This window comes from Bradyrhizobium tropiciagri, from assembly GCF_001189845.1.
Taxonomy (GTDB): domain Bacteria; phylum Pseudomonadota; class Alphaproteobacteria; order Rhizobiales; family Xanthobacteraceae; genus Bradyrhizobium; species Bradyrhizobium tropiciagri.
Window position 1 is genome coordinate 13,088 of the sequence record NZ_LFLZ01000086.1, and the last position, 21,702, is coordinate 34,789.

Here is a 21,702-nt window from a genome sequence, read left to right on the forward strand (position 1 = left end):
TCGCGGTCCGGGAGACCGTCCGCCTGCTTCGCAGGTCCTCTGTGCCTGACTAATCGGCTCTATCATACGTCGCAAGCCACTCGGCCACCCTCGGCGACGGTGGCTCCGCCGCGGGCGCGAAGGGACCCCGAACGGCCGCACGCGAGATGTGGTCGCCCGGAAGCACCTTCGTCTCGCGGCTCCGTGCCGGGGTAGCGATCGAGAAGTGTGCACCATCTCTTCACGGCCGAATTCACTCGTGGTTCCTTTACAATTTGTATTGCGACCGAGCTAAGAGTGGCTTGCAAGGATTTGCATTGGCCAACTGTCCAGATGTCAACGTCTCATGCTACGAGCGCTAGCTCTCGAGAGGCTGACGAGGCTTAGAAGGATCCATCACGGGGCAACGGCGGTAACCGATGTCGCCGAGTTTGCACTGGCGTGCCGCGGCGAGATTGGCGCATTGACGCTCTGAGGCGCAAGCTCGAACGGCGGGAGAAGGCGATCGCCGAGTTTTGGAGCGCCATCGCATTTCCGCTGCGCGGTGCTGACAAGCGAGTGGCCCGCTCAGCCGAGATTGCTGCGTGTGACGAACGCGTGGTATCGGCGAAGAGCAGTTCGTTCGGTGTCTCCAGCACCGGTATCCCAGACGCAGGGCTTGCAAGCCTACCGTATGGTATCGCCAGATCGAGTTCTATAAGGCACCCGGGAGTCCAGGTGACCGCCCGCACCGAGATCGGGCGAGTCGCCCGTTCTGTGTCGAGAAGCGAAGACAATTGAGGACGGAGCTATCGCTAAATTTTGGTGACGGCCTAGCCGGGTAGGCGGCAGCGGTTATGGGCTGACGGTCAGTCGGTTTGGCGATGACCTCGATCCCGTTGTTGAATGTCACGCCAAGAACGAGTTTTGGCAACTGGTTGTGGCCATCGAGACGATGGCCAGTTTTCTGCGCGGCCTCAAGCAGTTTGACGACCATCGCGAGCGCCGTCCTGTTGGACATGCACCCCTTCGTCGGATCGTGCGGTGGCGCACGGTAGCGAAAGGCTTTCAATGGGATTGGTCGTCCGCCGGTGTTTCCAGTGCTCGGCTGGCAAGTCGTTGAACGCCAGCAGCGTGTCCCAACACTGCTTCTCGACGCCGTTTGAAAACACTTCCTTCCGCGCCCCGGTCGATTTGGCCAAGCTCAGATGGCGCATGGAACGCGACTACCAAGAGCTCAAGCAGGAGGTCGGCTCGGGCATCATGAGGGCGCGGCGGCGCGGCTTCCATCACCACGCCACGCTATGCGTGCCGCCTACGGTTTCCTGATCTCCGAAAGGGAGACGATCTCCGGTCACGACCTCGTTGGCCCGCGTTCGAAGAATTTTCGCTTCACACAAATCAAAAGCTTCGCGACGCTCCCGCTCAGAACCGAGCGTCACCTGCCAAATTCGATCGCTACCTTGCGGCGGCGTCGCGCGAGCACATTGGTTAGGCGGCTACGTAGATGTCCGTACTGCGCAATCCAAATCGAGGCCCATCCTGATTTTGTAACGCTGTAAGACTAGGCAATCACTACGGCATTAAGATGAAGCATCTCTGATGCTGACTGTCGGAGTTGCGACATGCTGTCAGGCTCACGATACGTCTACTTGAGCAAATTTCCCTTTACAAATCAAGCTGACGAAATTGGCACGATCGTTGAAGAGAAGATGTCATCCAGTACCGCATGCTCAGGGAATCGCAGCTATGGCTCATAAGATTATCGCCTCTCAGTTCACGTATGCGTCGCGTGCGAATTCGAACGGTTTTAACGTTGCCTTTCAGGCGCGCTGGCGCACGATTTGCCATCCTGATCGACCACGTCGGCAATCGCGGTTCGCGCCAAACCCGATTGCACAATGGCGGTGATCGACCCGTTCCTCGTGCCGGTCACCTACAGCGTCTTCTTTCGCTAAACACACGCGAAACGGAAGCCTCGGTCCAGGGGACGGAGCTGGTCTCGTCAATAGACGAACAGGCGCTAGGCTCAGCGGCAGATCCAGCCAATAGCGCGCCTCGTCGCAAGCGGTTAAGTCCGCATCCGCTGGTCGTCGCCAATCCAGCGCCGGAAGAGGATCCTTTCGGTGAACAAGACATCGTTCCTCCGCCGAGGCAACCGGGCAGCACGATTTCCATGGACAAGATGGCCGAAACAAAGCCGGCGTCAGCTTCGCGGCACGGAGTAACAAGACGGGCCGCTGGCCACCGCCTGGCCGTCGAGCTCAGCGAAACCGCGAAACTCGCGTTGCCGATGGTGCTGACGCATCTTGGGCAGGTCGCGATGATGACGACCGATCTTGCCTTCATCGGGCGCATAAGCCCTGAGGCGGTCGCTGCGGCAGCGCTGGCTGGCAGGGTCTATCTCGTTAGCCTTACCTTCTGCCTGGGCCTGCTCGCGGCGATCGCACCGTTGGCGGCGCAGGCGTTTGGGGCGGGTAATCTAGCCGTGGTACGGCGATCGCTGCGCATGGGGCTGTGGGCGGCGCTGCTGCTATCGCTGCCGATCATGGCGTTTGCGCTGCGCGGAGAGAAAATACTGCTCGCACTTGGCCAGGCGCCGCACGCGGCGTGGCTCGCCCAGCAATATCTGCTCGGACTGGCCTGGGGCGTGGCGCCGGCGCTGTGTTTACTGGCTATCCGCAGTTTCATGGGCGCGGTCAACCGGCCGGAGCCAGTCTTGTGGATCACGCTCGCGGCCACCCCTGTCAACGCCGTGCTGGTTTATCTGCTGACCTATGGGAAATTCGGCCTGCCCCGGCTGGAACTGTTCGGGGCGGGTCTTGCGACCAGCCTAGTCAACTGTGGGACTCTTTTGGCCGGTTTGTGGTTCGCCACCATGCGCCACCCTTTCCGTGACTACCACGTGTTTGCACATTTCTGGCGCTTCGATTGGCCCTTACTGCGGCAGCTTATCGTGATCGGGACGCCGATCTCAATCGCTTCCTTGATCCAGTCCGGACTATTTTCGGCCGCATCGCTCCTGGCAGGCCTGATCAGCACCAGCGCACTGGCCGCTCATCAGATCGCGTTTCACGTCGCCTCGATCCTATTCATGATCTCTTCCGGCATCAGCATGGCCGCGGCCGTGCGGGTTGGCCATGCGGTCGGCAGCAACGACGGCTCCGGTATCAAGCAGGCAGGTCTGGTTGCGATCCTGCTCGGAATCTCGATCGTCGCGATGCTGACGGTTGCGGTGATCACCGCGCGTTTTGCGATCGCCGAATTGTTTTTCGGCGAATCGGTCGCCGATTCCGACGGGACGATCGAACTGGCTGCAAAGCTCCTTTTGGTCGGTGCAAGCTTCTTTATCGCTAATGCCACGCAGAGCATTGCGGAGGGCGGCCTGCGCGGACTGAAAGACACGCGAGTGCCGCTTCTATTCGCCGGCATCGCTTACTGGCTGATCGGCTTCTCCGCTAGCTACGTGCTGGCTTTCAAGACAGGCCTTGGTGCTATTGGTATCTGGATGGGTTTATCAATCGGGACGACCGTCTGCGCAGGGTTCCTCGTCCTGCGTTTCCAGCTGCTCGCAAACAGGCTTGTTCTTCAAGGCCGAGACTTGACCGCGTAAACCCACGAGCCTTTGCAGATGTCGTCCTTTGAAGTTTTAGGGCTTTCCGTGTCGCCAAACACCCTCTCAGCGGGGCGGTGGTCCGAGAAGGTCGCCCAATAGGAGCTCTACTCTAGGCGCCGTGACTTTGCGGCGGCCCTTCAATCCGGCGTTTTTCGGTCTTAGCGCCAGCTCGCTAATCAGCGTTAGCGCGCCGTTGCTTGGTTCGCAAAGTTGGCTCAGGCAGCGCCGCTGTCGAAGGAACGCGTGCGCGATTCGGGGCGGGAGACTTCGGCCGAGAAACACCGGCGCGCCTTGCGTGGTCTGTCTGTGAAACTGTCCACTTGCATCGAAGCTCAGCACGCCCTCATTGCCGGTTTTCCGTTTGAAAGCTGCGGTAATCTCCTTCAACTCGGTGAAGTGCGCGGCAACCGCGACATTGATGTCCGCCTCTTCGGCGAATCTTCGGCGATGCCAGGCACCAACTGTCACCGCCATTGGGATCAAGCGGCAAGCTTCATTGGCAACTCCTGGAACGATCTCCACCAGCCTTGGCGCTGGCTCATTTTCTTCATTCCAGCAACGGGCGTGCCACTCGCGGCATCTGATGAGGGCCTTCTTGAGAGAACACGCGTGCCTATCAATTTCCCTGTGGAAAGGCCGTGCTGCTTTTGTCCGCTTTCGGACATCAGGGTCTTTAATCGGACAAAGATAGCGCAACAGAGATTGAAGAAGTTGATACCGGTCGCCTTTTCTACCGAGCTTTAAGATTTGCTTGAGGACGGCGGGCCCTATTGGCTCCTGACAGTAGTTTTGACGGTTTGATACGGAGCCAGCTTAGGATTGGAAAGTTTTCTGGCGGCACGAGGATTTCGATGCTTCTGGGCGTGTCGGCTTGACGGCGAACGAGGCCGTTACGCTCGAGCGTGACGATCATCCGATGGACTGAGGGCGGGCTAACACCGATGACGCTGCATGTCGGCTTCGGCGGGTGGGCGTCCGAACATGTGCGAGTAGGTATAGATGAAAGCCAGATAATGGCCCTGCTTCTCAGTAAAACGTGCGCCTGATTTTTGACTCATGGATCGTTTCGTCCGGACCCCGACAGGGAGGCGAACGATGAATGTACCGTACCGGGTCGAATTGAGCCAAGCCGAGCGAGAGAAACTTACGGCGATGCTGAGCGGCGGCAAGCATGCCGCTCGTAAACTTAAGCGGGCCCAGATTTTGCTGGCGCCGACATCGGCAGCGCGACGAGGAGATTGCCCGGACCGCCAGAGTAAGCGCCTCCACCGTTTATTGGACCAAACGCCGCTTCGTAGAAGGCAATCTCGTGAGGAGCCGTGTCCCGGTGCGGAGCGCAAGCTGACGGCAAGGAGGAAGCCCTGCTTGTGGCGACCGCATGCGGCAAGCCGCCCGCCGGTCGGAGGCGCTGGACGCTGGCGCTGCTGGCCGACGTGATGGGCAAGCTCACTGATCATGACAGCCTGTCAGGCGAGACCGTGCGCCGCCGGCTGGCCGATAATGACCTGAAGCCGTGGCGCAGGGACATGTGGTGCATTCCCCATGTCGATGACGAATATGTCGCTCGCATGGAAGATGTGCTCGATCTCTACGCTGAGGCACCTGATCGCGAGCGACCGCTGATCTGCTTCGGCGAAACCCCCGTCCAGCTCATCGGCGAAGTGCGCCAGCCGATCCCACCCGAACCGGGAAAGCGCGAGCGTTGCGATTACAAGTACCGCCGCAACGGCACTGTCAATCTCTTCGTCGCGTTCGATCCGCATCGGGCCTGGCGCAAGGTCACCGAACGGCGCACCGCCGTGGATTATGCTCACTGCATGCGCGAATTCGTCGATGTCTATTACCCAAGGCCGCGTGCATCCGTTTTGTGCAGGACAATCTGCCGATCCATGCCCCGGCGCCCTCTACCGGACCTTTGCCCCCGCCGAGGCCCGCCGCATCCTGCGCCGCCTGCAGTTCCACTACACCCCAAAACACGCCAGTTGGCTCAACATGGTCGAGATCGAGATCAGTCTCCTCCAAGGGCAGTGTCTCGGCCGCCGAATCGACGATCTAAAACACCTTGGAAACGAGATCGCAGCACGGGAGCGGCGGCAAAACAAAGCTCACGCCCATATCAACTGGATGTTCACAACAGACTCGCGCCAAACTGGGGCGCGCCTATCCAGGCACGCCAAAGAGTCAAAATCACTGTTACAAGCTACTAGGTGTGTTTTGCGCAGTTAGGAAGCCCTCGGTAGTGCGATAATTCGCTTTTGCTCTGGGCTTGGCGGGTTGAGTTTGGCTCCGGTGTATCCGGATGAAAACCCGGGGTTAATAGCGGAGGTGAAATAACAGTCGACGTTCATCCTCTTAGTATGAGGTCAAGGGAGCGAAGTCGCCCCTTTCGACCGTGAGCTGACTGGGCCAAAGGCAGCCGAGCTATCTCCTCGAGATTGACGACACTTCCTGCCCTTGCGGTCGTAATTGCCAGTTCAGCGCGTGCGGCCATCGCGATGCCCTCTCAAAGTGGCGGGAGCTCAACTTTTGGAATGTTGCCAACATCAATTCCGACTGCCTGAGCCCTCTTAAGGACGTCCATGGCAGTCCGAACAATTGCATAGTCCAGCACCATTGACTTGTGCCGAACCGCCCCCTCCCCCCGGGCAATGGCCTCTGCAAAAACCGAGACGATATCGCGCGCCTCGTCGATTTCGCCTTGCATTGGCGAGTAAATTTCGTTGATCACAGGGATGTGGCTAGGATGGATAGCCGATCCCCAAGACGCCCCCATGCGCTTGGATCTTTCGCCGATTCGTCGCACCAACTCGAGGTCATCCAATCGTCCCGTCATGGAACCTTCAACCTGCACAATTCCCGCAGCGCGAGCTTGCAGCACGGAATAGGCTCCGAAGTAAATCCCCTCTTCGGTCGCGTCGTTGAGACCCAGGGAGCGAGCAGCGTCTCCACCTGCGGTTGGGCCACAAGCAAGACCGGCCCGTTTGACTCGCTGGGACGCCATGCAGATTTCATAGAACCTAAACATCGCTACTGCAGTTTCCGCGCCCGGACAAATCTCGATTCGGCCGACCGGCAGCCCCCGCGACCTCTCCAATTCCCCAAGTACAAGGTCCAGAGCGGCAATCTGTTCTGGATCTTCAGTCTTTGGTAGCGCCACGCCGTCGAGGCCATCAATTACAACCGCACTAAGGTCGTCTAGCAGACATCCTGTCCGCCACCCATTGAGCCTAACGAAGAGGCCGAAGGGGCCGGTGCATAGCTCCTTGATAGCTGCCGCGACCGCGTTGCGAGCTCCAGCTTTCTGAGTAACCTCGACCGAATCTTCGAGATCGAGCATTAGGGCATCCGCTCCATATTTGGGCGCCTTTAACATCCAGTCGAGTTTGTGTCCCGGGACGAAGAGCATCGAGCGATACCAGCGAGCTTCTCGAAATGTCTGGGGCATAATTTCTTCCTCGCGCGGAACTCACATTTCTAACGCGCATCAAGGTCATTGCCTCTTGCTGGCTCGGGGTCGACCCTTGTAGCTTGAATGTTGTTTACATATCTGGATTGCCCGTGCACCTACCTTTCCTTGTAGGCTGACATCACGCGATCAAGGTCCGCAGAAGTAGCTGGCACGAGGGTGCCGAAGCCGCCATTCTGGAATAAGCGGATAGTAGTCCGAAGGAACCGCATCTGCTGGCAGACCCGTACGCCTGCTTTCCGCCCCAGACTTGACACACTGCCGGCGAAATCCGGCAGCGTTTTGGGAGGCTGGCCGTCTCTGTCGGAAAATGATGCCCTCCTGTTGAGCCTTTTGATAGCTCGGATCGCGCTGGCCATTTACCTATTCTCATCTGGTCATCTGATGCAAGATCGTCGCTGGCACCTCTGAAGAAGAGCGCTGGTGGCGAATGCACAGAGGCTGGCCAATCGCGTCGTTGGTGCTGCGCCAGCAGGAACGGACGGACTTGGAGGCAGGTTCGTCGTCATCGAATTGCCCAGTCGCTATCGAGCGATGTCCTGCGATGCCCGGACGGCTTGCCAAGCAAGTCTGTGGCTGCCGAACTCGGCGCCTCCACGAACACACCGTTGGCAACGCTGATTTTTCAAGGATCGTGGTACCGGCCTGCTTGACGAGGCCCGCCCTGGCCGCCCTTGCACGATCAACGACGATCAGGTTGCTGCGGTGGTCGAGCGGACGTTGCGGACGACGCCGGCTGATACAACGCACTGGTCGATCCGTTCGATGGCCGTGGAAGTTGGCTTTTCCCACACCACGATGACCGGCCGAAATGTCGGCTAAAGTTCGCAACCGCGTAAACATAGGATTGCTGCGTCGACGGTGACAAGTTGCGCAGGGTCATATCCGCGATCATGCGGCAGCGGAGCGGGCTCGGACTCATCGTGGCCATGAGGCACTCCTGTATTAAGAGGAACGGACTTGCGGTCCAATCCTCTCAAACAGGTACCCTCAGACAAACGACCTCGCCACGCCCTCCCGCCGAGCGGGTTCGTTCAACGCCTGGCCGACATTAATCGGAATCTGCAGCTCAGTGCGTATTTCGCAAAAACCGGAACAGTGGTTTCGCTAACCGAGGGACAGCAGTTTCGCTAAATCACGGACAGTACTGCTGCGGCGGCCTTTCGGTTGCCTGATTGAAGTTACCTAAGATTGGTTTCGCTGTTTTCGGCGCTGGTAAGGGGGGCGCGGCTTTTTCCTCCGCATGCTGTCGCCTTCGAGGGCGATGCGGTGCGCATAGTGGATGATCCGGTCGAGGATTGCGTCGGCGATGGTGGGTTCTCCGATCATGTCATTGCCATTTCCCAACGGCAGCTGGGCCGTGATCAGGGTGGATTTGCTGCCTGTAGCGCTCTTCGAAGATTTCCAGGAGATCGAGGGCGCCGCTGGCCATTGAGGGTGTGAGTGCCCCAATCATCCACGATGAGCAACTGGACGCGCGCGAGGTTATCGATCAGACGTGGAGAGCGACCGTCGAGGCGAGCATGGCGAGGTCTTCGAACAGGCGTGGCATGCGCAAGTAGAGGACGGAATGATCGAGCCTGACGTCCGAAGGCACAGGCCAGCCAGGTTTTGCCGGTACCGGTCTGGCCGGTGACGATGAGGGTCTCATGGGCTTTGAGCCAAGCGCCTTGCGCCAGCTGCAGGGTGTTACGCCGATCGAGCCGGCGGCGAGACGCGAAGTCGATATCTTCGATACAGGCGTCGACGACGCGCAGCTTTGCTGCGGCCACGCGGTTGGTCAGGCGTTTGTCGGCACGCGTGGCGACTTCGCGATCGAGCATCAGACCAAGCCACTCCTCCCGGCTGAGATCGGCGGCATTGTCCTGTTCGGCCAATTGCCGGTAGGCAGCCGCTATTCCGATGGTCCTTTCCTTCATTGATAGTAGGCCCCGCCACGGATGTTGGCGTGGGCGGGCGTGGCTTTGACGGGTTTGGTGGCAGGACTCGCGCGGTCAAGCCCCGACCTGAGGATCGCGCTCACGGAGGAGTAGCTGATCGCGTTGATGGCGAGCGCCCTCTCGCAGGCTGCTTCCGGCCGATCCGCTCATAACGCCGCGTCAAGGCGATGATGCCCATGGCGGAACGATAACGCTGCTCGGGATACGGCGCTCACGCATCGACCAGCGTGGCGGCGTTGACGCCAATCCGGACCGCCATCTTGATCAGGCTCGCTGGCGTCATATTGGCGTAATGGGTCTGGGACATGTGCTCGTTTACATGACCGCCGCGCTGGGAGCGGCGCACATGGCTGGCGACACGCGTGTGATCCTGGAAGATCTCGACAGCCCGATAGGTAAGCCGGACGTCCCACTTGACCGCCGATCAGCCGGTGTGGCACCGAGTAAAAAGTCTTGTCGACCTCGACGTGATAATCGGGATGCACCTTGGCCGTTTTCCATTCGGCGTATTCGAACGCCTCGCTCGGCAGCGGCGCCAAGGCGGATCTCCTCGAACAGCTGGCGGCGGGATTTCCCGACATGGCGCATCGGCCGGCTGTTCTGCTCCTCGAACTAAGTAAAGCCATAGCCGTCAGGATGCGCCGTTCGGTATTCCTGCCACAGCAGCATCAGCGTCACGCCTTTGCGCTTTAGTTCCTGCGCAACGCGCGGCCACTCGGGCTCCCTCAAGTCCTGGGGCGGCCGTCCGAGCCGCCGGAACAGGCCGCGGCAACGTCGCCTCGCTCTCATAAATCGGCTGCAGCGGCCAGCTTAAGCCGGCTTCGCGAGCCCGCAGCAGGTAGGTGGCAACCGAGGTCTTGCTGATCTGCAGCCGTTCCGAGATGGCCCGGACCGACAGGTCTTGCACATATGTTAGCCTCAGGATCGATCGAAGGTCCTTCACAGTTGTCCGTTTCGCTTGCTTCGGTCTCGGCATTGCCCCCTCTCAAACTCAGCTTGAGAGAGGACATTGCCCGTACGGCCAACCTTCACAACTGTTCGCGATTTAGCGGAATCCTTGTCCCGGAAGTAGAGGGCTAGCGTATAAGAGCGTCGGTTCAGACCGGCTTGAGACGGCGATATCCATCCAGGCGGGTTGCGATGATAGAATGTCGCCAACACCGCAAAATCGTCGCCATTCTCCAGCACCTGTGGATCGATGGCACATCGTTCGATTGCGGGCAGGCAAAACCGCTGATCGTGTACTTGCGAAATTCAGTGGCCGGTCTTAGACGGTTCAGCTATGGCCCACGGCAACGCTGGTTGCGATAGTCTCGGTCCATCAGCTGGTGGGGCCGCGTTCGATTGCGCTGTGAAATCAAGGCTGACGATCCGAATGTCATTGAGGCGCCACCGTGACCGTGGAAGGAAACATTGCCCGTAACGAAGAAATCGAGTCCAAGTGCCCGGCTGACAGACGATATTCAGTCGCCCTCGCCTCGTCTCCGCAGCCCTCATCAGCTGGGACGGCGCGAGCGCCCCATCGTCGTGGTATGGGCGATTTCAGAAACGTAAGCTTGACAGCCAAAAATCGAGCGGCCGATTGATGCGCGGCCGTAGTCTCATACACTGTCCGTACTCACTCGCTGCTTGTGAACTCTCGGCTCGCAGGGACTTGCTGAAGTTTGGCGCGCGATCCCGATCGCGCGTTGAAGACGCAATGAGCCCCCGGGGGGCATCCCGGGGGCTATGCGGAGGTTAAAACCAAATCCTTAGAGCCGTTCCTTTTCTCCGTTGAATGGCTTGCAGGGAGCCTCACCAATTGCGCTGGGCCTGGAGCAGCATCGTGAGGCTATTCTGGTTTTTCAGTTCATACGCAGCGCCAGGCTTCGCCGTACCGGCTTGCAGCGGGAGCGTCACAGTACTTCCGTCTGCATACTTCTGGTCCAACATCGTGTAGTTGAGTTCCGCCAAGAAGGTAAGATTCTTGACCGGAGTCCAGGAGGTGTATGTACCGACGCTCGCATAGTTGAAATCGGGATTGCAGCCAGCCACCCCACTCGACAAAGCAAGGCCTGTTACGACCGCGTTACAGATGTAGCCCTTCGCTGTGCCGTTGTAGCGCACAGCGGCCAATCCACCGTAGATGGCAGTAGCCCAGTGCGGATCCCAATTGTGAGTGTAAGCGCCCTGGAAACCGGAGGTGGTGGTCAACTCCTGGCCAGAGCCTGTAGCGAACACGGAGTCAGAAAGGCCCGCCAGCCCGACGCTCTGGTAAGCTCGCGCCAAACTCGTGCCACTATACATCGCGATTGACGACGAAATATAGCTATTGAACGCATAGCGACTCGCCCCCTTCGCGTACACACCCGACATGTTAATCGTGTCGCCCGGACCTGTCGGGATATTCTTGATCGACAACGCCAGTTGACCCGCCCAGCCCCACTTATCATCCGGATGGCCAGTAAGTTCGGTTGCACCATAGTAGGCCGCATGGTTATCGTGAGCCGCAAACGACGCTTGGAAGAGGCCCCAAGGCTGATCAACGCGGAGCATGGCGACAAGGTCTGGTGCGATCGTTCCAGCGATGTCGTTGCCGCCGTATGAACCAGCTGCGAGACCTGCGGGAGTCGCAGCGCTGACGTTCCAGATGTTGCTCGTGTAGTTCGCTACCTGATCCTGGGCCGACAGGGAGAGCGTGACCCCTTGGCCGAAGTCGGCGGTGTAGGTGAATTGATTCACACGCTCCCAGCCGCCGGCACCCACTAGTTCATACCAGTTGCCCGGATAGTCGGCCCATGGCGCGGAGAATTGCGACTGCGCATGACCGATCGTGAAGCCAGCAAACTGAATGAACGCATCGTACACACCGAGTGTACCGGCCGCGACGGCACCAGGGTTGGCGTTGTTCGGCGCCTGAACACCACCGAGTGACGCGTAAACGGTTGAACCGTTGCCCGCTCCGCTATAGCCCCCTGATGTCCAACTAAAAACGCCTTGGAAATAGGTGCGAAGCATTCCATACTCGGTGGCAGTGCGCGTGTCGATGTTCAAACCCTCACGTGCACGCCATGTATAGCCGTTACTAAGCCGGTTTCGTGCGCCACCCAAACCGCTGTCCGCGGGATAAGCGTACGAGTTAGCGGCCACGCTGAGTGCAGCGCGCAGGTAACCACTCAGCTTGATGCAGGTGTCAGTGCCCGGAATGTAGTAGAATCCGGGACCGTACAGCGAGCAAATCTTCACGTATTCAATAGGCTTCGTCTTCACTGGAAGATCTGCTGCGTGCGCTCCAGCTCCCGCTAATATCGCCGCAGTGCCGAGAATTACTCTCTTCGCAATATTCATGGATGTCCCCCTTGGAGCGGATTCTCCCCTCCGCTCAAGAATCTTAGGGGCGTTCAAAGCAGGTATTCGCTATTGTAAGGCCTACACGGCCGCAATTCTGCAGAAAATTTCTGGATTCGAAGGTTCTCGACCCGTCGGGCGAGACGAACCGCGTGACAGAACGAAGACATGTGTCCCAGATCGTCTGACGAGACTCGCCCATTTCAGCGCTATGGCGGCGAAGATTGCGATTATTGCCGGTAACGAGGTTTGTCTGCGTTCCGATCCCCCTTGACGCTGAGGCGCATGCTCGACCAACCACTATGTCAGGTTATGCACGGTTCGCGCTTGCGGCTAGGAATACCCAAGCAAGTACACCGGACGTCAGAACAGTTACCGAACCTCCCGACCCCTAATCATAGCCTGACGCGCCCATGCCGGTCGAAGCCCCAGACCTCATCAATGATAACAAGGCCTGTCAGATCGAGATCAGGCCGGTCGTCGAGCCAATTAACTGGCGCCGAACGCCCATCGAGACAACTTCCGGCCGAGTGACCTTCGGCATAGGCGTATGGTCAGCCTCGTGCCTGAAACTAGTAGTAATGCCGTCCAATGGTGAAGCTATATGGGTTGCCCCATGCAGTTCCGAAATTCCACATTTAAGCGGCAGAATCGCAGCATTTCAGTAAGCGGCAAAGAGACCCCGTCTGGCGGAGTGGGTAAGCGATCGGCTATCGGCTGCTGAGTTTGTGAGCCGATGTGAGCTTCTATGTCTGCGCCTAGTTCTGGAACTAGAACCTTCCATATGATCGAAGCGGTCGCCGACCGTCTTGAGGAAGCGCCGCGGCAGCTTCGTCGACGCTGATCGGACGAGTTCAAGGCGCAAGTTGTGACGGAGGCGCTGGAGCCTGGCGCGAGCGTCTCGGCGATCGCCCGCCGGATCGGCATTCACCCGTCGCAGCTGTTCGCCTGGCGCCGTGACGTTCGGGCCGAGCGGCGTTATCGCTCGCGGCACTCGAGTTGCGACGGTGTGGTGGCGTCGGTGGCGGGCGCGGTGATCGAGATTGCCATTGGCGAGGTCATCGTGCGCGTCGGCGCGGATGTCGACGAGGCGCACTTGCAGCGGGTGCTCCGGGCGGTCCGTTCGGCATGATCCCCTCTGGTGTGAAGGTGTTCCTCGCCAGCCATCCAGTCGACTTCCGCAAGGGTATCGATGGCCTTGTTGCGCTTGTGCGGGATGCCGGCTCAGATCCGTTCGATGGTGCGCTGTATGTGTTCCGGGCCAAAGGAGCCGACAGAATAAAGATCGTGTGGTGGGACGGGTCCGGCGTGTGCCTCTATTTAAAACGCCTTGAAAAGGCGAAGTTTTGCTGGCCGCGGATCGGGCATCATCGGGTGCAGATGAACCCCGCGCAGTTGATGGCGCTGGTGGATGGGATGGATTGGAAACGGGTCCGGACCGTGGCGGTCAAGCCGCCAGAGATTGTTGGGTAAAAGCACTGCGGCGAAGTGAATCAGTGGCCTGAAAGGGCAAGAGAAACGGAGCAAAATGTGCTCTGGTCGGGTCAATGTCGCCGCCCGATCTCAACCTCCCGAATGACGTAGAGATGTTGAAAGCCATGGTGCTTGCCATGGCCGAGAAGGCGGCCTGCGCCGATGCTCTGGGGAGCGAGGTCGCCGATCTCAAGGCGTGCAACGCCGATGCCGATGCGCGGATCGAGCGGCTGACGCAGATCCTGAAGGCCTTCGACCGCGCCCGGTCCGGCCGACGATCGGAAAAGCTCGGCTCTGCGAGCGACGACGATGATCAGCAGGCCTTCGTCTTCGAGGAAATCGAGACCGGCATCGCTGCGATCAAGGCCCACGTCAGCAAGGGCCGTGAGCAAGCGGACAGCAAGCGCGCGCCTCGTCGGCGCAAGGGCTTTGCGCCCCATCTGGAACGGATCGAAACCGTCATTGAGCCGGAAGAACTGGCTGAGCATGCTGGCAAGCAGAAGGCGCTGATCGGCGAGGACGTGTCGGAGCGTCTTGATGTGGTGCCGGCGAAGTTCCGTGTGATCGTCACCCGCCGCCCCAAGTATGCCTTCAAGAACGCGGACGGCGTCCTCCAGGCGCCGGCCCCGGCCCATATCGTTGAAGGAGGCATTCCGACGGAAGCGCTTCTGGCCCAGATCGCCGTCGCCAAATACGCCGATGGCCTGCCGCTCTACCGGCAGGAAGCGATCTACGCCCGCGACAAGGTCGAGCTCGACCGCCAGTTGATGGCGCAATGGGCAAGCTCGGCTTCGAGCTGGAGATCCTGGCCGACTACATCTTCAGCGAGGTCAAGAAGGCCGAACGGGTCTTTGCCGACGAAACCACTTTGCCGACGCTCGCTCCGGGCTCCGGATCGACGAAAACGGCCTATTTGTGGGCCTATGCCAGGGATGACCGAACGTTTGGCCGCGACGGTCCCCCGATGGTGGCTTATCGCTTCGAAGACAGCCGCTCCGGCGAATGCGCGGTCCGGCACCTCAATGGTTATCGCGGCATCCTGCAGGTGGATGGCTATGCCGCCTATAACAAGCTCGCGCGATCCTATCGCGGCAATGATGGCATCACATTGGCTGGCTGCTGGTCACACTGCCGGCGCAAGTTCTACGAGTTACATGTTGCAGGGAGCTCAGAAGTGGCAACGGCGACGGTCGAGCGGATGGCGAAGCTTTGGCAGGTCGAGAAGACCGTGCGCGGTCAAAGCCCCGACGCACGCGTCGCCGCGCGCCAGCAAGCCTCCGCGGCGATCGTCGCAGATCTCTTCGACCTCTGGCAGCAGACCTTGCGACGGATCTCCGGCAAATCAAAACTGGCTGAGGCGATCCGCTATGCCGTCTCGCGCCGCGCCATCTTCGAGCGCTTCCTGGCCGACGGCCGCATCGAGCTCGACTCCAACATCGTCGAACGCGCCATCAGGGTATCCCTCCGTTAAAGCTTTCAATTACCCACATTTCCGGTCACGCTGAGTTCAGCGCCGAGTTCGATGTCGGTCAGCTTTGATAGACCGCGCCAAATGACAGTGTTTCCGGGCGGCGGATCGCTGCGTCTGGCCAGATAGCCGCCGAGTCGCGCGAGCTTGGTGAGGTAATAACCGAGAGTCGCTGTATGGCATCGCCGGCTGCCGACTCCTTTTACGAGTGCGTCGAGCAAGGCGATTTCGATGCCTGTGAACGCCGTCGTCGGTGATGCGTTGGGATTTGTGCGGTTCAGCATAGTCAGCCAAAGAACGCGCCAACTAAGAATGCAGAAGACTGCCATCAGGTTGGCGAGACGATCGGCCGTGCGCAGTTTCGAGTCTTCGGCCCTGCAACCCGACTTCAGAATCTTGTGGAACACCTCAATTTTCCATCGCAGAGCGTACCAGTTAATCTTCTCGATCGCCTCGGAGCGTCCGTGCACCGGCAGATCCGTCATCAATTTCCACTCGATCGGCTTCCGGCCTCTTGGAGCTCCGCGTTCGCTCGCATGGATGACAGTCGGGTTGAGTCCAGGATAGCGTTTCTGCTTGCCAATCGGGGGCAAGATCTTGATTCGCTTGAACTTGATTTCTAAAGCGGCTTTCGTCATCTCACCGCGGTCGTTTCGAAGTTCGATGTGATGCAGGCCTCTGACGTTGGTCTCCTCCATTTCGGTTGCGATCGTGTGTCCGCCATCCCCCGCAAGCCGGTCAACACAAGCGCGAACGATAAAGTGAGCGCCCAACTCCTGTGTGAGACAGTACAGCTCGTAGATATCGCTTTCGCGATCCGCGACGTGGATGCAGCGCTGTGGATCACCGAGTCGTTCGATCGATTGCCTAAGATTCTCAAGCCAGCGGATGCTCTCCTTCTTCTCGATCGGAAGGCGGGTTAGATTGACCCTCTTTTTGAGTTGCGCGATGCCTCTGAACTTCTTCCGCGTCCAGAACTTTACGGCCGACAATCCCAGCGGAAGGCCTTCGGCCGTCACTGCAAGGCTCGTATGCATCAGCATTCCGCAGACTGTATGTGGGCGCCAACGACCGTCTTTGTCCCGGCCGGAATTGACATTCTTGGTGATACCGATCCCGTGTGGGTTTGCACGTTGATAGGACAAATCTGTCGTGTCCTGGATGAGAAGGATTGGGCCCTTGCTGTGATCGTAACGCGCGCGTGTTGCCGCGAAGTGCCCGCTTAGAATATCGCCTTCCTCAACGCGTTCGTTCGCGAGGAAGCGGTAAGCCGCTTTCGTGCTCGCCCAATCCTGACAAGCAAACGGAATGCTCTCGCCCATGCTGCCGCCGATCTGCTTCAACAGTTCGCCAAATCGTCGACCAAGGCGGACGTCTTTGAAAGCGCTTTCGTCAACCTCGCGTATTGTCCAATGCTCAACCTCGTCGGCGCCATCTCGGCGCGTGTTCCGGAAAGCCAGACCATGTGATCTGACGCTGCTCGGACGCATGATGCACCTCGCCACTGCGATTCAGGTGCTCAGCAATGAATCACAACCGATTCATCCGATTCAAGTTTTTGAATTCGGAACACTACAAATGATTCAATAACTTGTGGGTAATTGAAAGCTTCGTCGTATGCGTACCCATCAGGCCACAAACAATTACGAGAAGGAATGGTCTCTTCGCTGGCAGCGACGGCGGCGGACAAACCTGGGCGACTATCGCAACACTGCTGCAGACGGCGAAGATGAACAACGTCGATCCGTTCGCCTGGCTCGTCGTAACGCTTCAGCGTATCGCCAACGGTTGGCCGAGCAGCAAACTCGACGCGCTTATGCCATGGAACCACGCCGCCTGACGGCCTCAGCTTGCCGCTTACGCATTTCACGCGACGAAGCGCTGACGTTTAGTTGTGCGCGCGTAAAGCGCCAGGCGTCATGTGAGCTGGAATCGAGAGCAACTGCTACCGATTGCTGCGGCCGTCCTGAGCGAACCTGGTCAGTGAAACACCAATTGCTAAAGACGAATCCGTAAATGCCCCGGGCACATAAATCTGCCAAAGTGGGGCTAGTCTTCGCGAACAAGCAGCATCGAAACAATAGACGCTAGCAGATGCTGCAAATGCGGCGAGCACGGACTTCGCGAATCGTACAGAACTCAATCAGTGTCCGGCCTGATCAGCTCGTGCTGAGTGGCCAGCTTGGTATTATCCGGACAAGTTGGCCAAAATCATATAGTGGGTCGCGACCACACTCCGCCGCAGTGCCGCTATTGCAGTGCCGATCTTTGTCTTCGAATGGCTCGAGACCTTCAGCTACCGGTACATCTGCACTTCGATCAGCCGAGGCCCACGCTCAGCGACAGCTTCGGCCAGCGCCTTGTTAAACTCGTCGGCGGTGGTGACGGCGCGGCCAGGCACGCCCATGCCCTTCGCCAGCGCCACGAAATCGAGGGTCGGACGATCGATCCTGAGCATGTCGGTCGCGCGCTGACCCGGCTCGCCGGCGCCGACGCCATCGAACTCGCCGCGCAGGATTTGGTAGATGCGGTTGGCGAAAACAATCGTGACGATGTCGAGACTTTCGCGCGCCTGCGTCCAAAGCGACTGGATTGTGTACATCGCGCTGCCATCGCCGACCATGCACATCACCTTACGGTCTGGACAGGCGATGGCCGCGCCGATCGAGAGCGGCGTCGAGAAGCCGATCGAACCGCCCATGTTCTGGATCCAGTCGTGCGGTGCCGCGGCTGCAGTCGGCGGGAAGAAGCCGCGCCCCGTGGTGAGCGATTCATCGACCACGATTGCATTCTCGGGGATCGCATACGCAATCGCCTGAGCGATGGTGGTGAAATTGAGCGCGCCGGTCGGCTTAACCAGTTCCTGGGGTTTTTGCAGCTTGACGTCGCGCGAAGTAGCATGCAGCGCGCCTGCCAACGCCTCCAGAGCCGAGACCGAGTTCTCCCCCCAATGAGTCATGCGATGAACCTCGCAGCCCTCGGGCTTCAAAAGGCTCGGCTTGTTCGGATAGGCGAAGAACGCCACGGGATCGTTGGCTTCGACCAAGATGATGTGACGGACATCCTTCAACCGCGGCAGCGCCTGGTCAATCACATAGGGAATGCGGTCGATCGAGAAGCGGCCACGGCCGCGCGCCATGCGCGGACGGAACGTCGGGCCCATCACCTGGCATCCAGTCTTCCCCGCGATGCGCTGCGCCAGCGCGAGGCCCTGCTCGGTCAGCGCGCTGCCGACCATCAAGAGCAGCGTTTGGCTGCCGTCATTGCGGAGGATATTGGCAGCAAGCTCGACCGCCTGCGGCGAATAGGACGGGCGCTGTTCCTTGGCCGGCACGTCGGCGATGCCGTCGGCCTTGTTCCAGGCGGTATCGGCGGGAAGGATCAGGGTCGCGATCTCCGCCGGCGAGCCCATGGCGGCGGCAATTGCCGCGGCGCCATCGGCGGCGACCGACTTGGCATCCGGCGAGGTCCGCACCCAAGACGACATCGGCCGCGCCAGGCCCTCGATATCGGAGGTGAGTGGCGCGTTGTAGCCGATGTGGTAGCCGGCGTGTTGGCCGACGATGTTGACGACGCCGGAATGCGCCTTCTTGGCGTTGTGCAGGTTTGCAAGTCCGTTGGCGAGGCCGGGCCCGAGATGCAGCAGCGTCGAGGCCGGCGTTCCCTTCATGCGGAAATAGCCGTCGGCCGCGCCGGTCACCACGCCTTCGAACAGGCCGAGCACGCAGCGCATGCCCGGAACGCGGTCGAGCGCCGCGACAAAGTGCATCTCGGAGGTACCTGGATTAGTGAAGCAAACATCGACACCGCCATTCACCAGGGTTCGCACCAGACTTTCCGCACCGTTCATTCACCATACTCCTGTTCGCTGTCCCCCAGCGATTCAACCTTAGCCTCGCGCGACGTGTTAGAGGGCGCGGCATCGAAGCTACGCCTGCTGAACTCGGCAAGCGCTCTAACTGGATCTCCACCGCCATGCGGGTGGCCGGCTGACGCGGCGGCCTACATACCGTATCCCCGCAGCGTCAACTTCGCGCCTAACGAGAGGTAACTTCTACCAACGCATAAAGGCTGTCAAAAATCGGCCCGGATCGAATAAATTCTGCAGAATCGAGCATACCTTTGATGAGTTCAACGCTTGCCGAGGCAACCTGGATCAGCGCGAAGTGGATGCTGAGACCCTCGTGAGTGCGCGTCATAGCCTGCGTGTACACTCGGCAAACGACAAGCCGCTTTCGCCTCACGCTGACGAACCGGACAAGCGGATCGATGCAGCGCGCGATCAGGGGAAAATGGATCTTTTCTTCGTTACCGAACAATTTATAATGGACGTGCGCTCGGGTCGGGCAGCGCATGGGTTAGATGTGTCGACGCCGCAACGACTTCTCTCTAATGCGGGAACGTGATGCGGAAAAGCCGCGATGACTCCCGCTCGCGCCCCTCTAATTTCGGTAATTTAGAGGATTTTTCCCGGATTCAGTAGATTGTCAGGATCAAGCGCGGCCTTCAGTTTCCTCATGAGCGCGATCTCTTGTTCACTTCGTGCATGGCCGAGCCACTGCTTCTTGGAGGTACCAATGCCATGCTCAGCGGAAATACTCCCGTCCATCTTCCTTACAAGGCCATATACGATCCGATCAATGGTGCATTTGGGCTGCGTTTCAAGCGACTGTCCAGGCATCCAAGCGACCAAATGCAAGTTACCGTCAGCGATGTGGCCGAAGTAAATGCTCTCACACCCGGGAATCTCCGCCGACAGAGTAGCTTTGCAGATACTCGCAAACTCGTCCATCCGTGCAAGTGGAAGCCCAATGTCATAGTTGCTGCGAGGACCAATCGCCTTGCCGAGTTCGGCAGCTTCGCGTGCGGCCCACAGGTGTTGGACCTGGGCCAACGATTGGGCGAGCGTGGCATCGGCAACTAGACCTGAGTCCATCACCCCTCCGAGCCAAGCTTCAAAGCGAGGTCGGTCAACAACTTCGTCTGTCCCCTGCGCCTCGACTAAGACAAAATAGCCTGGGCCGTCAGCTAAAGGAGGACGCACCCCTCCGAACGTCGTATTCGCCGTCCAAAAGTCCGACCACATAACCTCGAACGCTGAAAGTTGAGGCCCAAGGCTATCCCGCGCCGAATGAAGAAGCGCTACTACAGATTGATAGTCCGCAAGGCGACAGAGCGCCACAGTGTTGGAACGAGGCTTCGGAAAGAGGCGCAGAACCGCTCGTGTTATAATTCCGAGGGTGCCCTCTGACCCGATGAACAGCTGCTTGAGATCATAACCAGCATTGTTCTTGAGCAACTTGTTGAGGCTTGTGATGATCGTGCCATCAGGCAGAACGACTTCAACGCCCAATACCAAATCGCGCGCCATCCCGTACCGAATAACGCGATTGCCACCAGCATTGGTTGAAAGGTTGCCGCCGATGGAGCACGAACCTCTCGAGCCAACATCTAGGGGAAAGAATAGACCGGCTTCGTCAGCAGCATTCTGGACGGTTTCAAGTGCAGTCCCGGCGGCGACGGTCATGGTGCCAGCGGCCCGATCGACCTCCTCAATGCCAACCATGCGCTCCAGCGAAATGGCAACCCAGCCAGGTGCGGCTACGGCGCCGCCGCACAACCCTGTCATTCCTCCTTGTGCGACAAACGGCAATCCAAGCTTGCGGCATGCCAGGACGACTTCAGCAACCTCTATCGCATTGAGAGGCCGCACGACGGCAAGTGGAAACTGCGGGAGGTTGTTCCAGTCCTTGGAATTGCGAGGCGGCACGTCGGTACCCGCAAGTACGGGTTGCGATCGTAGCTCTGCCCTTAGAGCACTAAGGGTGCCCTCTAACGCTCCAACTTGGGCTGTGTTTTGCATAAGTGATTCCGCCAATCTTTTGCGCATACGAAAACCTAAGCCCGGCGAAAGTCGGGCGTGCCGTCGAGGGAATGAGTGCTACCAACAGCGTATGAGCGGGCGGCCTAGTAAGCAGAGTAACAAGGCAACAACGCACATCGGTAGTGCGACCGGTCCCGAGTTTCCAGAATTCACGCCGAACGTACGGCATCGGAGACGGCCGTAACGCCACGCTCTAGATGCAACCTGCGTTGCCAGAGTTCGTTTCGCGGCCCGCTCCTTTCGGTTTAGCAGCGCAACGGACGAGCCTCGCTGTTGAAAGTGTGCGGTCGTTGTCACCTCGACGATCCCGGCATCGAGAACGATCGCGATCTTCATAAGTTATAGACTCTCGCTCTAGTATCCTGAGAGAACTGAAATCGCTACGCTCACAGTGATCGCGCTGCCGAACTTTGCTTGCATCAGCGATGACTTGAGGCCCACTTGTATCGGCGCACCACCAATTGGGAAGGTCGGCATCCCAAAACGCTACTAAACTCTGAAATCGTGCGACGGAGAGTTCTACCTAATCGATCCAAGCGCAGGTTTGGAACGCCTCATTTTTCGAGGGCC

11 protein-coding genes and 8 pseudogenes are annotated in these 21,702 nt (G+C 59.1%); 9 read left to right on the top strand and 10 right to left on the bottom strand.

Annotation, left to right across the window (positions count from 1 at the left end):
• Positions 1-802: 802 nt before the first annotated feature.
• Positions 803-1,097: pseudogene (locus AKN84_RS46645) on the bottom strand (transposase); the annotation flags it as partial.
• Between AKN84_RS46645 and AKN84_RS50890 the strand changes: the two are divergent.
• The 3 genes and pseudogenes from AKN84_RS50890 to AKN84_RS50895 form a co-directional block, all read left to right on the top strand.
• Positions 1,096-1,520 (top strand): annotated as a pseudogene (locus AKN84_RS50890) (hypothetical protein); the annotation flags it as partial. The pseudogenes AKN84_RS46645 and AKN84_RS50890 sit on opposite strands and share 2 nt — an antisense overlap.
• Positions 1,521-2,134: 614 nt before the next feature.
• Complete coding sequence (locus AKN84_RS38870; RefSeq protein ID WP_050425676.1) at positions 2,135-3,571, top strand: MATE family efflux transporter; 1,437 nt, start codon at positions 2,135-2,137, stop codon at positions 3,569-3,571.
• 213 nt (positions 3,572-3,784) lie between these two features.
• Complete coding sequence (locus AKN84_RS50895) at positions 3,785-4,318, top strand: hypothetical protein (RefSeq protein ID WP_157863383.1); 534 nt, start codon at positions 3,785-3,787, stop codon at positions 4,316-4,318.
• On the opposite strand, the gene AKN84_RS49610 is transcribed toward AKN84_RS50895, so the two are convergent.
• Positions 4,305-4,487, bottom strand: coding sequence for a hypothetical protein (locus tag AKN84_RS49610; RefSeq protein ID WP_244485714.1), 183 nt, complete (start codon positions 4,485-4,487; stop codon positions 4,305-4,307). The genes AKN84_RS50895 and AKN84_RS49610 overlap by 14 nt on opposite strands.
• A gap of 182 nt (positions 4,488-4,669) precedes the next feature.
• Here AKN84_RS49610 and AKN84_RS46665 point away from each other — a divergent pair.
• Positions 4,670-5,753 (top strand): annotated as a pseudogene (locus tag AKN84_RS46665) (IS630 family transposase); the annotation flags it as partial.
• Between the two features lie 324 nt (positions 5,754-6,077).
• On the opposite strand, the gene AKN84_RS38885 reads toward AKN84_RS46665, so the two are convergent.
• Entirely contained in the window at positions 6,078-7,019 is a 942-nt protein-coding gene (locus AKN84_RS38885) for an HpcH/HpaI aldolase/citrate lyase family protein (protein ID WP_128971547.1), read from the bottom strand.
• A gap of 451 nt (positions 7,020-7,470) precedes the next feature.
• Here AKN84_RS38885 and AKN84_RS47895 point away from each other — a divergent pair.
• A pseudogene (locus tag AKN84_RS47895) lies at positions 7,471-7,841 on the top strand (IS630 family transposase); the annotation flags it as partial.
• Between the two features lie 384 nt (positions 7,842-8,225).
• On the opposite strand, the gene AKN84_RS50160 reads toward AKN84_RS47895, so the two are convergent.
• From AKN84_RS50160 to AKN84_RS38905, 4 genes and pseudogenes are all read right to left on the bottom strand, one after another.
• The gene (locus tag AKN84_RS50160) at positions 8,226-8,369 is read right to left on the bottom strand and encodes an ATP-binding protein (RefSeq protein WP_283805574.1); all 144 of its coding nucleotides are present in this window, start codon (positions 8,367-8,369) and stop codon (positions 8,226-8,228) included.
• A gap of 35 nt (positions 8,370-8,404) precedes the next feature.
• Positions 8,405-8,959: an ATP-binding protein gene (locus AKN84_RS38895; protein ID WP_283805575.1), complete on the bottom strand. Its 555-nt coding sequence runs from the start codon at positions 8,957-8,959 to the stop codon at positions 8,405-8,407.
• Positions 8,956-9,956, bottom strand: a pseudogene (locus AKN84_RS46680) (Mu transposase domain-containing protein). Before AKN84_RS46680 ends, AKN84_RS38895 begins: the two are co-directional and overlap by 4 nt.
• Before the next feature lie 818 nt (positions 9,957-10,774).
• The gene (locus tag AKN84_RS38905; protein WP_050425682.1) at positions 10,775-12,307 is read right to left on the bottom strand and encodes a porin; all 1,533 of its coding nucleotides are present in this window, start codon (positions 12,305-12,307) and stop codon (positions 10,775-10,777) included.
• A gap of 856 nt (positions 12,308-13,163) precedes the next feature.
• Between AKN84_RS38905 and AKN84_RS38910 the strand changes: the two are divergent.
• From AKN84_RS38910 to tnpC, 3 genes and pseudogenes are all read left to right on the top strand, one after another.
• Positions 13,164-13,439: pseudogene (locus tag AKN84_RS38910) on the top strand (transposase); the annotation flags it as partial.
• A gap of 11 nt (positions 13,440-13,450) precedes the next feature.
• Positions 13,451-13,780, top strand: coding sequence for an IS66 family insertion sequence element accessory protein TnpB (gene tnpB / locus AKN84_RS38915; protein ID WP_202814728.1), 330 nt, complete (start codon positions 13,451-13,453; stop codon positions 13,778-13,780).
• Between the two features lie 74 nt (positions 13,781-13,854).
• A pseudogene (gene tnpC / locus AKN84_RS38920) lies at positions 13,855-15,236 on the top strand (IS66 family transposase); the annotation flags it as partial.
• A 20-nt stretch (positions 15,237-15,256) separates the two neighbouring features.
• Here the strand turns inward: tnpC and AKN84_RS38925 are convergent.
• Positions 15,257-16,738, bottom strand: a complete 1,482-nt coding sequence (locus AKN84_RS38925) for an IS4 family transposase (RefSeq protein ID WP_244485715.1) — start codon at positions 16,736-16,738, stop codon at positions 15,257-15,259.
• Positions 16,739-16,869: 131 nt separating this feature from the next.
• Between AKN84_RS38925 and AKN84_RS46685 the strand changes: the two are divergent.
• A pseudogene (locus AKN84_RS46685) lies at positions 16,870-17,088 on the top strand (transposase domain-containing protein); the annotation flags it as partial.
• A gap of 456 nt (positions 17,089-17,544) precedes the next feature.
• On the opposite strand, the gene AKN84_RS38930 reads toward AKN84_RS46685, so the two are convergent.
• Positions 17,545-19,098, bottom strand: coding sequence for an acetolactate synthase large subunit (locus tag AKN84_RS38930; protein ID WP_050425684.1), 1,554 nt, complete (start codon positions 19,096-19,098; stop codon positions 17,545-17,547).
• Between the two features lie 606 nt (positions 19,099-19,704).
• Positions 19,705-21,111, bottom strand: a complete 1,407-nt coding sequence (locus AKN84_RS38940) for an FAD-binding oxidoreductase (RefSeq protein WP_050425686.1) — start codon at positions 21,109-21,111, stop codon at positions 19,705-19,707.
• Between the last annotated feature and the right edge of the window lie 591 nt (positions 21,112-21,702).

Bases quoted from the DNA above. Each gene is read 5' to 3' on its own strand.
- AKN84_RS38870 (WP_050425676.1), top strand. From the start codon at position 2,135: ATGGACAAGATGGCCGAAACAAAGCCGGCGTCAGCTTCGCGGCACGGA.
- AKN84_RS49610 (WP_244485714.1), bottom strand. From the start codon at position 4,487: ATGATCGTCACGCTCGAGCGTAACGGCCTCGTTCGCCGTCAAGCCGAC.
- AKN84_RS38885 (WP_128971547.1), bottom strand. From the start codon at position 7,019: ATGCCCCAGACATTTCGAGAAGCTCGCTGGTATCGCTCGATGCTCTTC.
- AKN84_RS50160 (WP_283805574.1), bottom strand. From the start codon at position 8,369: ATGATCGGAGAACCCACCATCGCCGACGCAATCCTCGACCGGATCATC.
- AKN84_RS38895 (WP_283805575.1), bottom strand. From the start codon at position 8,959: ATGAAGGAAAGGACCATCGGAATAGCGGCTGCCTACCGGCAATTGGCC.
- AKN84_RS38905 (WP_050425682.1), bottom strand. From the start codon at position 12,307: ATGAATATTGCGAAGAGAGTAATTCTCGGCACTGCGGCGATATTAGCG.
- AKN84_RS38925 (WP_244485715.1), bottom strand. From the start codon at position 16,738: ATGCGTCCGAGCAGCGTCAGATCACATGGTCTGGCTTTCCGGAACACG.
- AKN84_RS38930 (WP_050425684.1), bottom strand. From the start codon at position 19,098: ATGAACGGTGCGGAAAGTCTGGTGCGAACCCTGGTGAATGGCGGTGTC.
- AKN84_RS38940 (WP_050425686.1), bottom strand. From the start codon at position 21,111: ATGCAAAACACAGCCCAAGTTGGAGCGTTAGAGGGCACCCTTAGTGCT.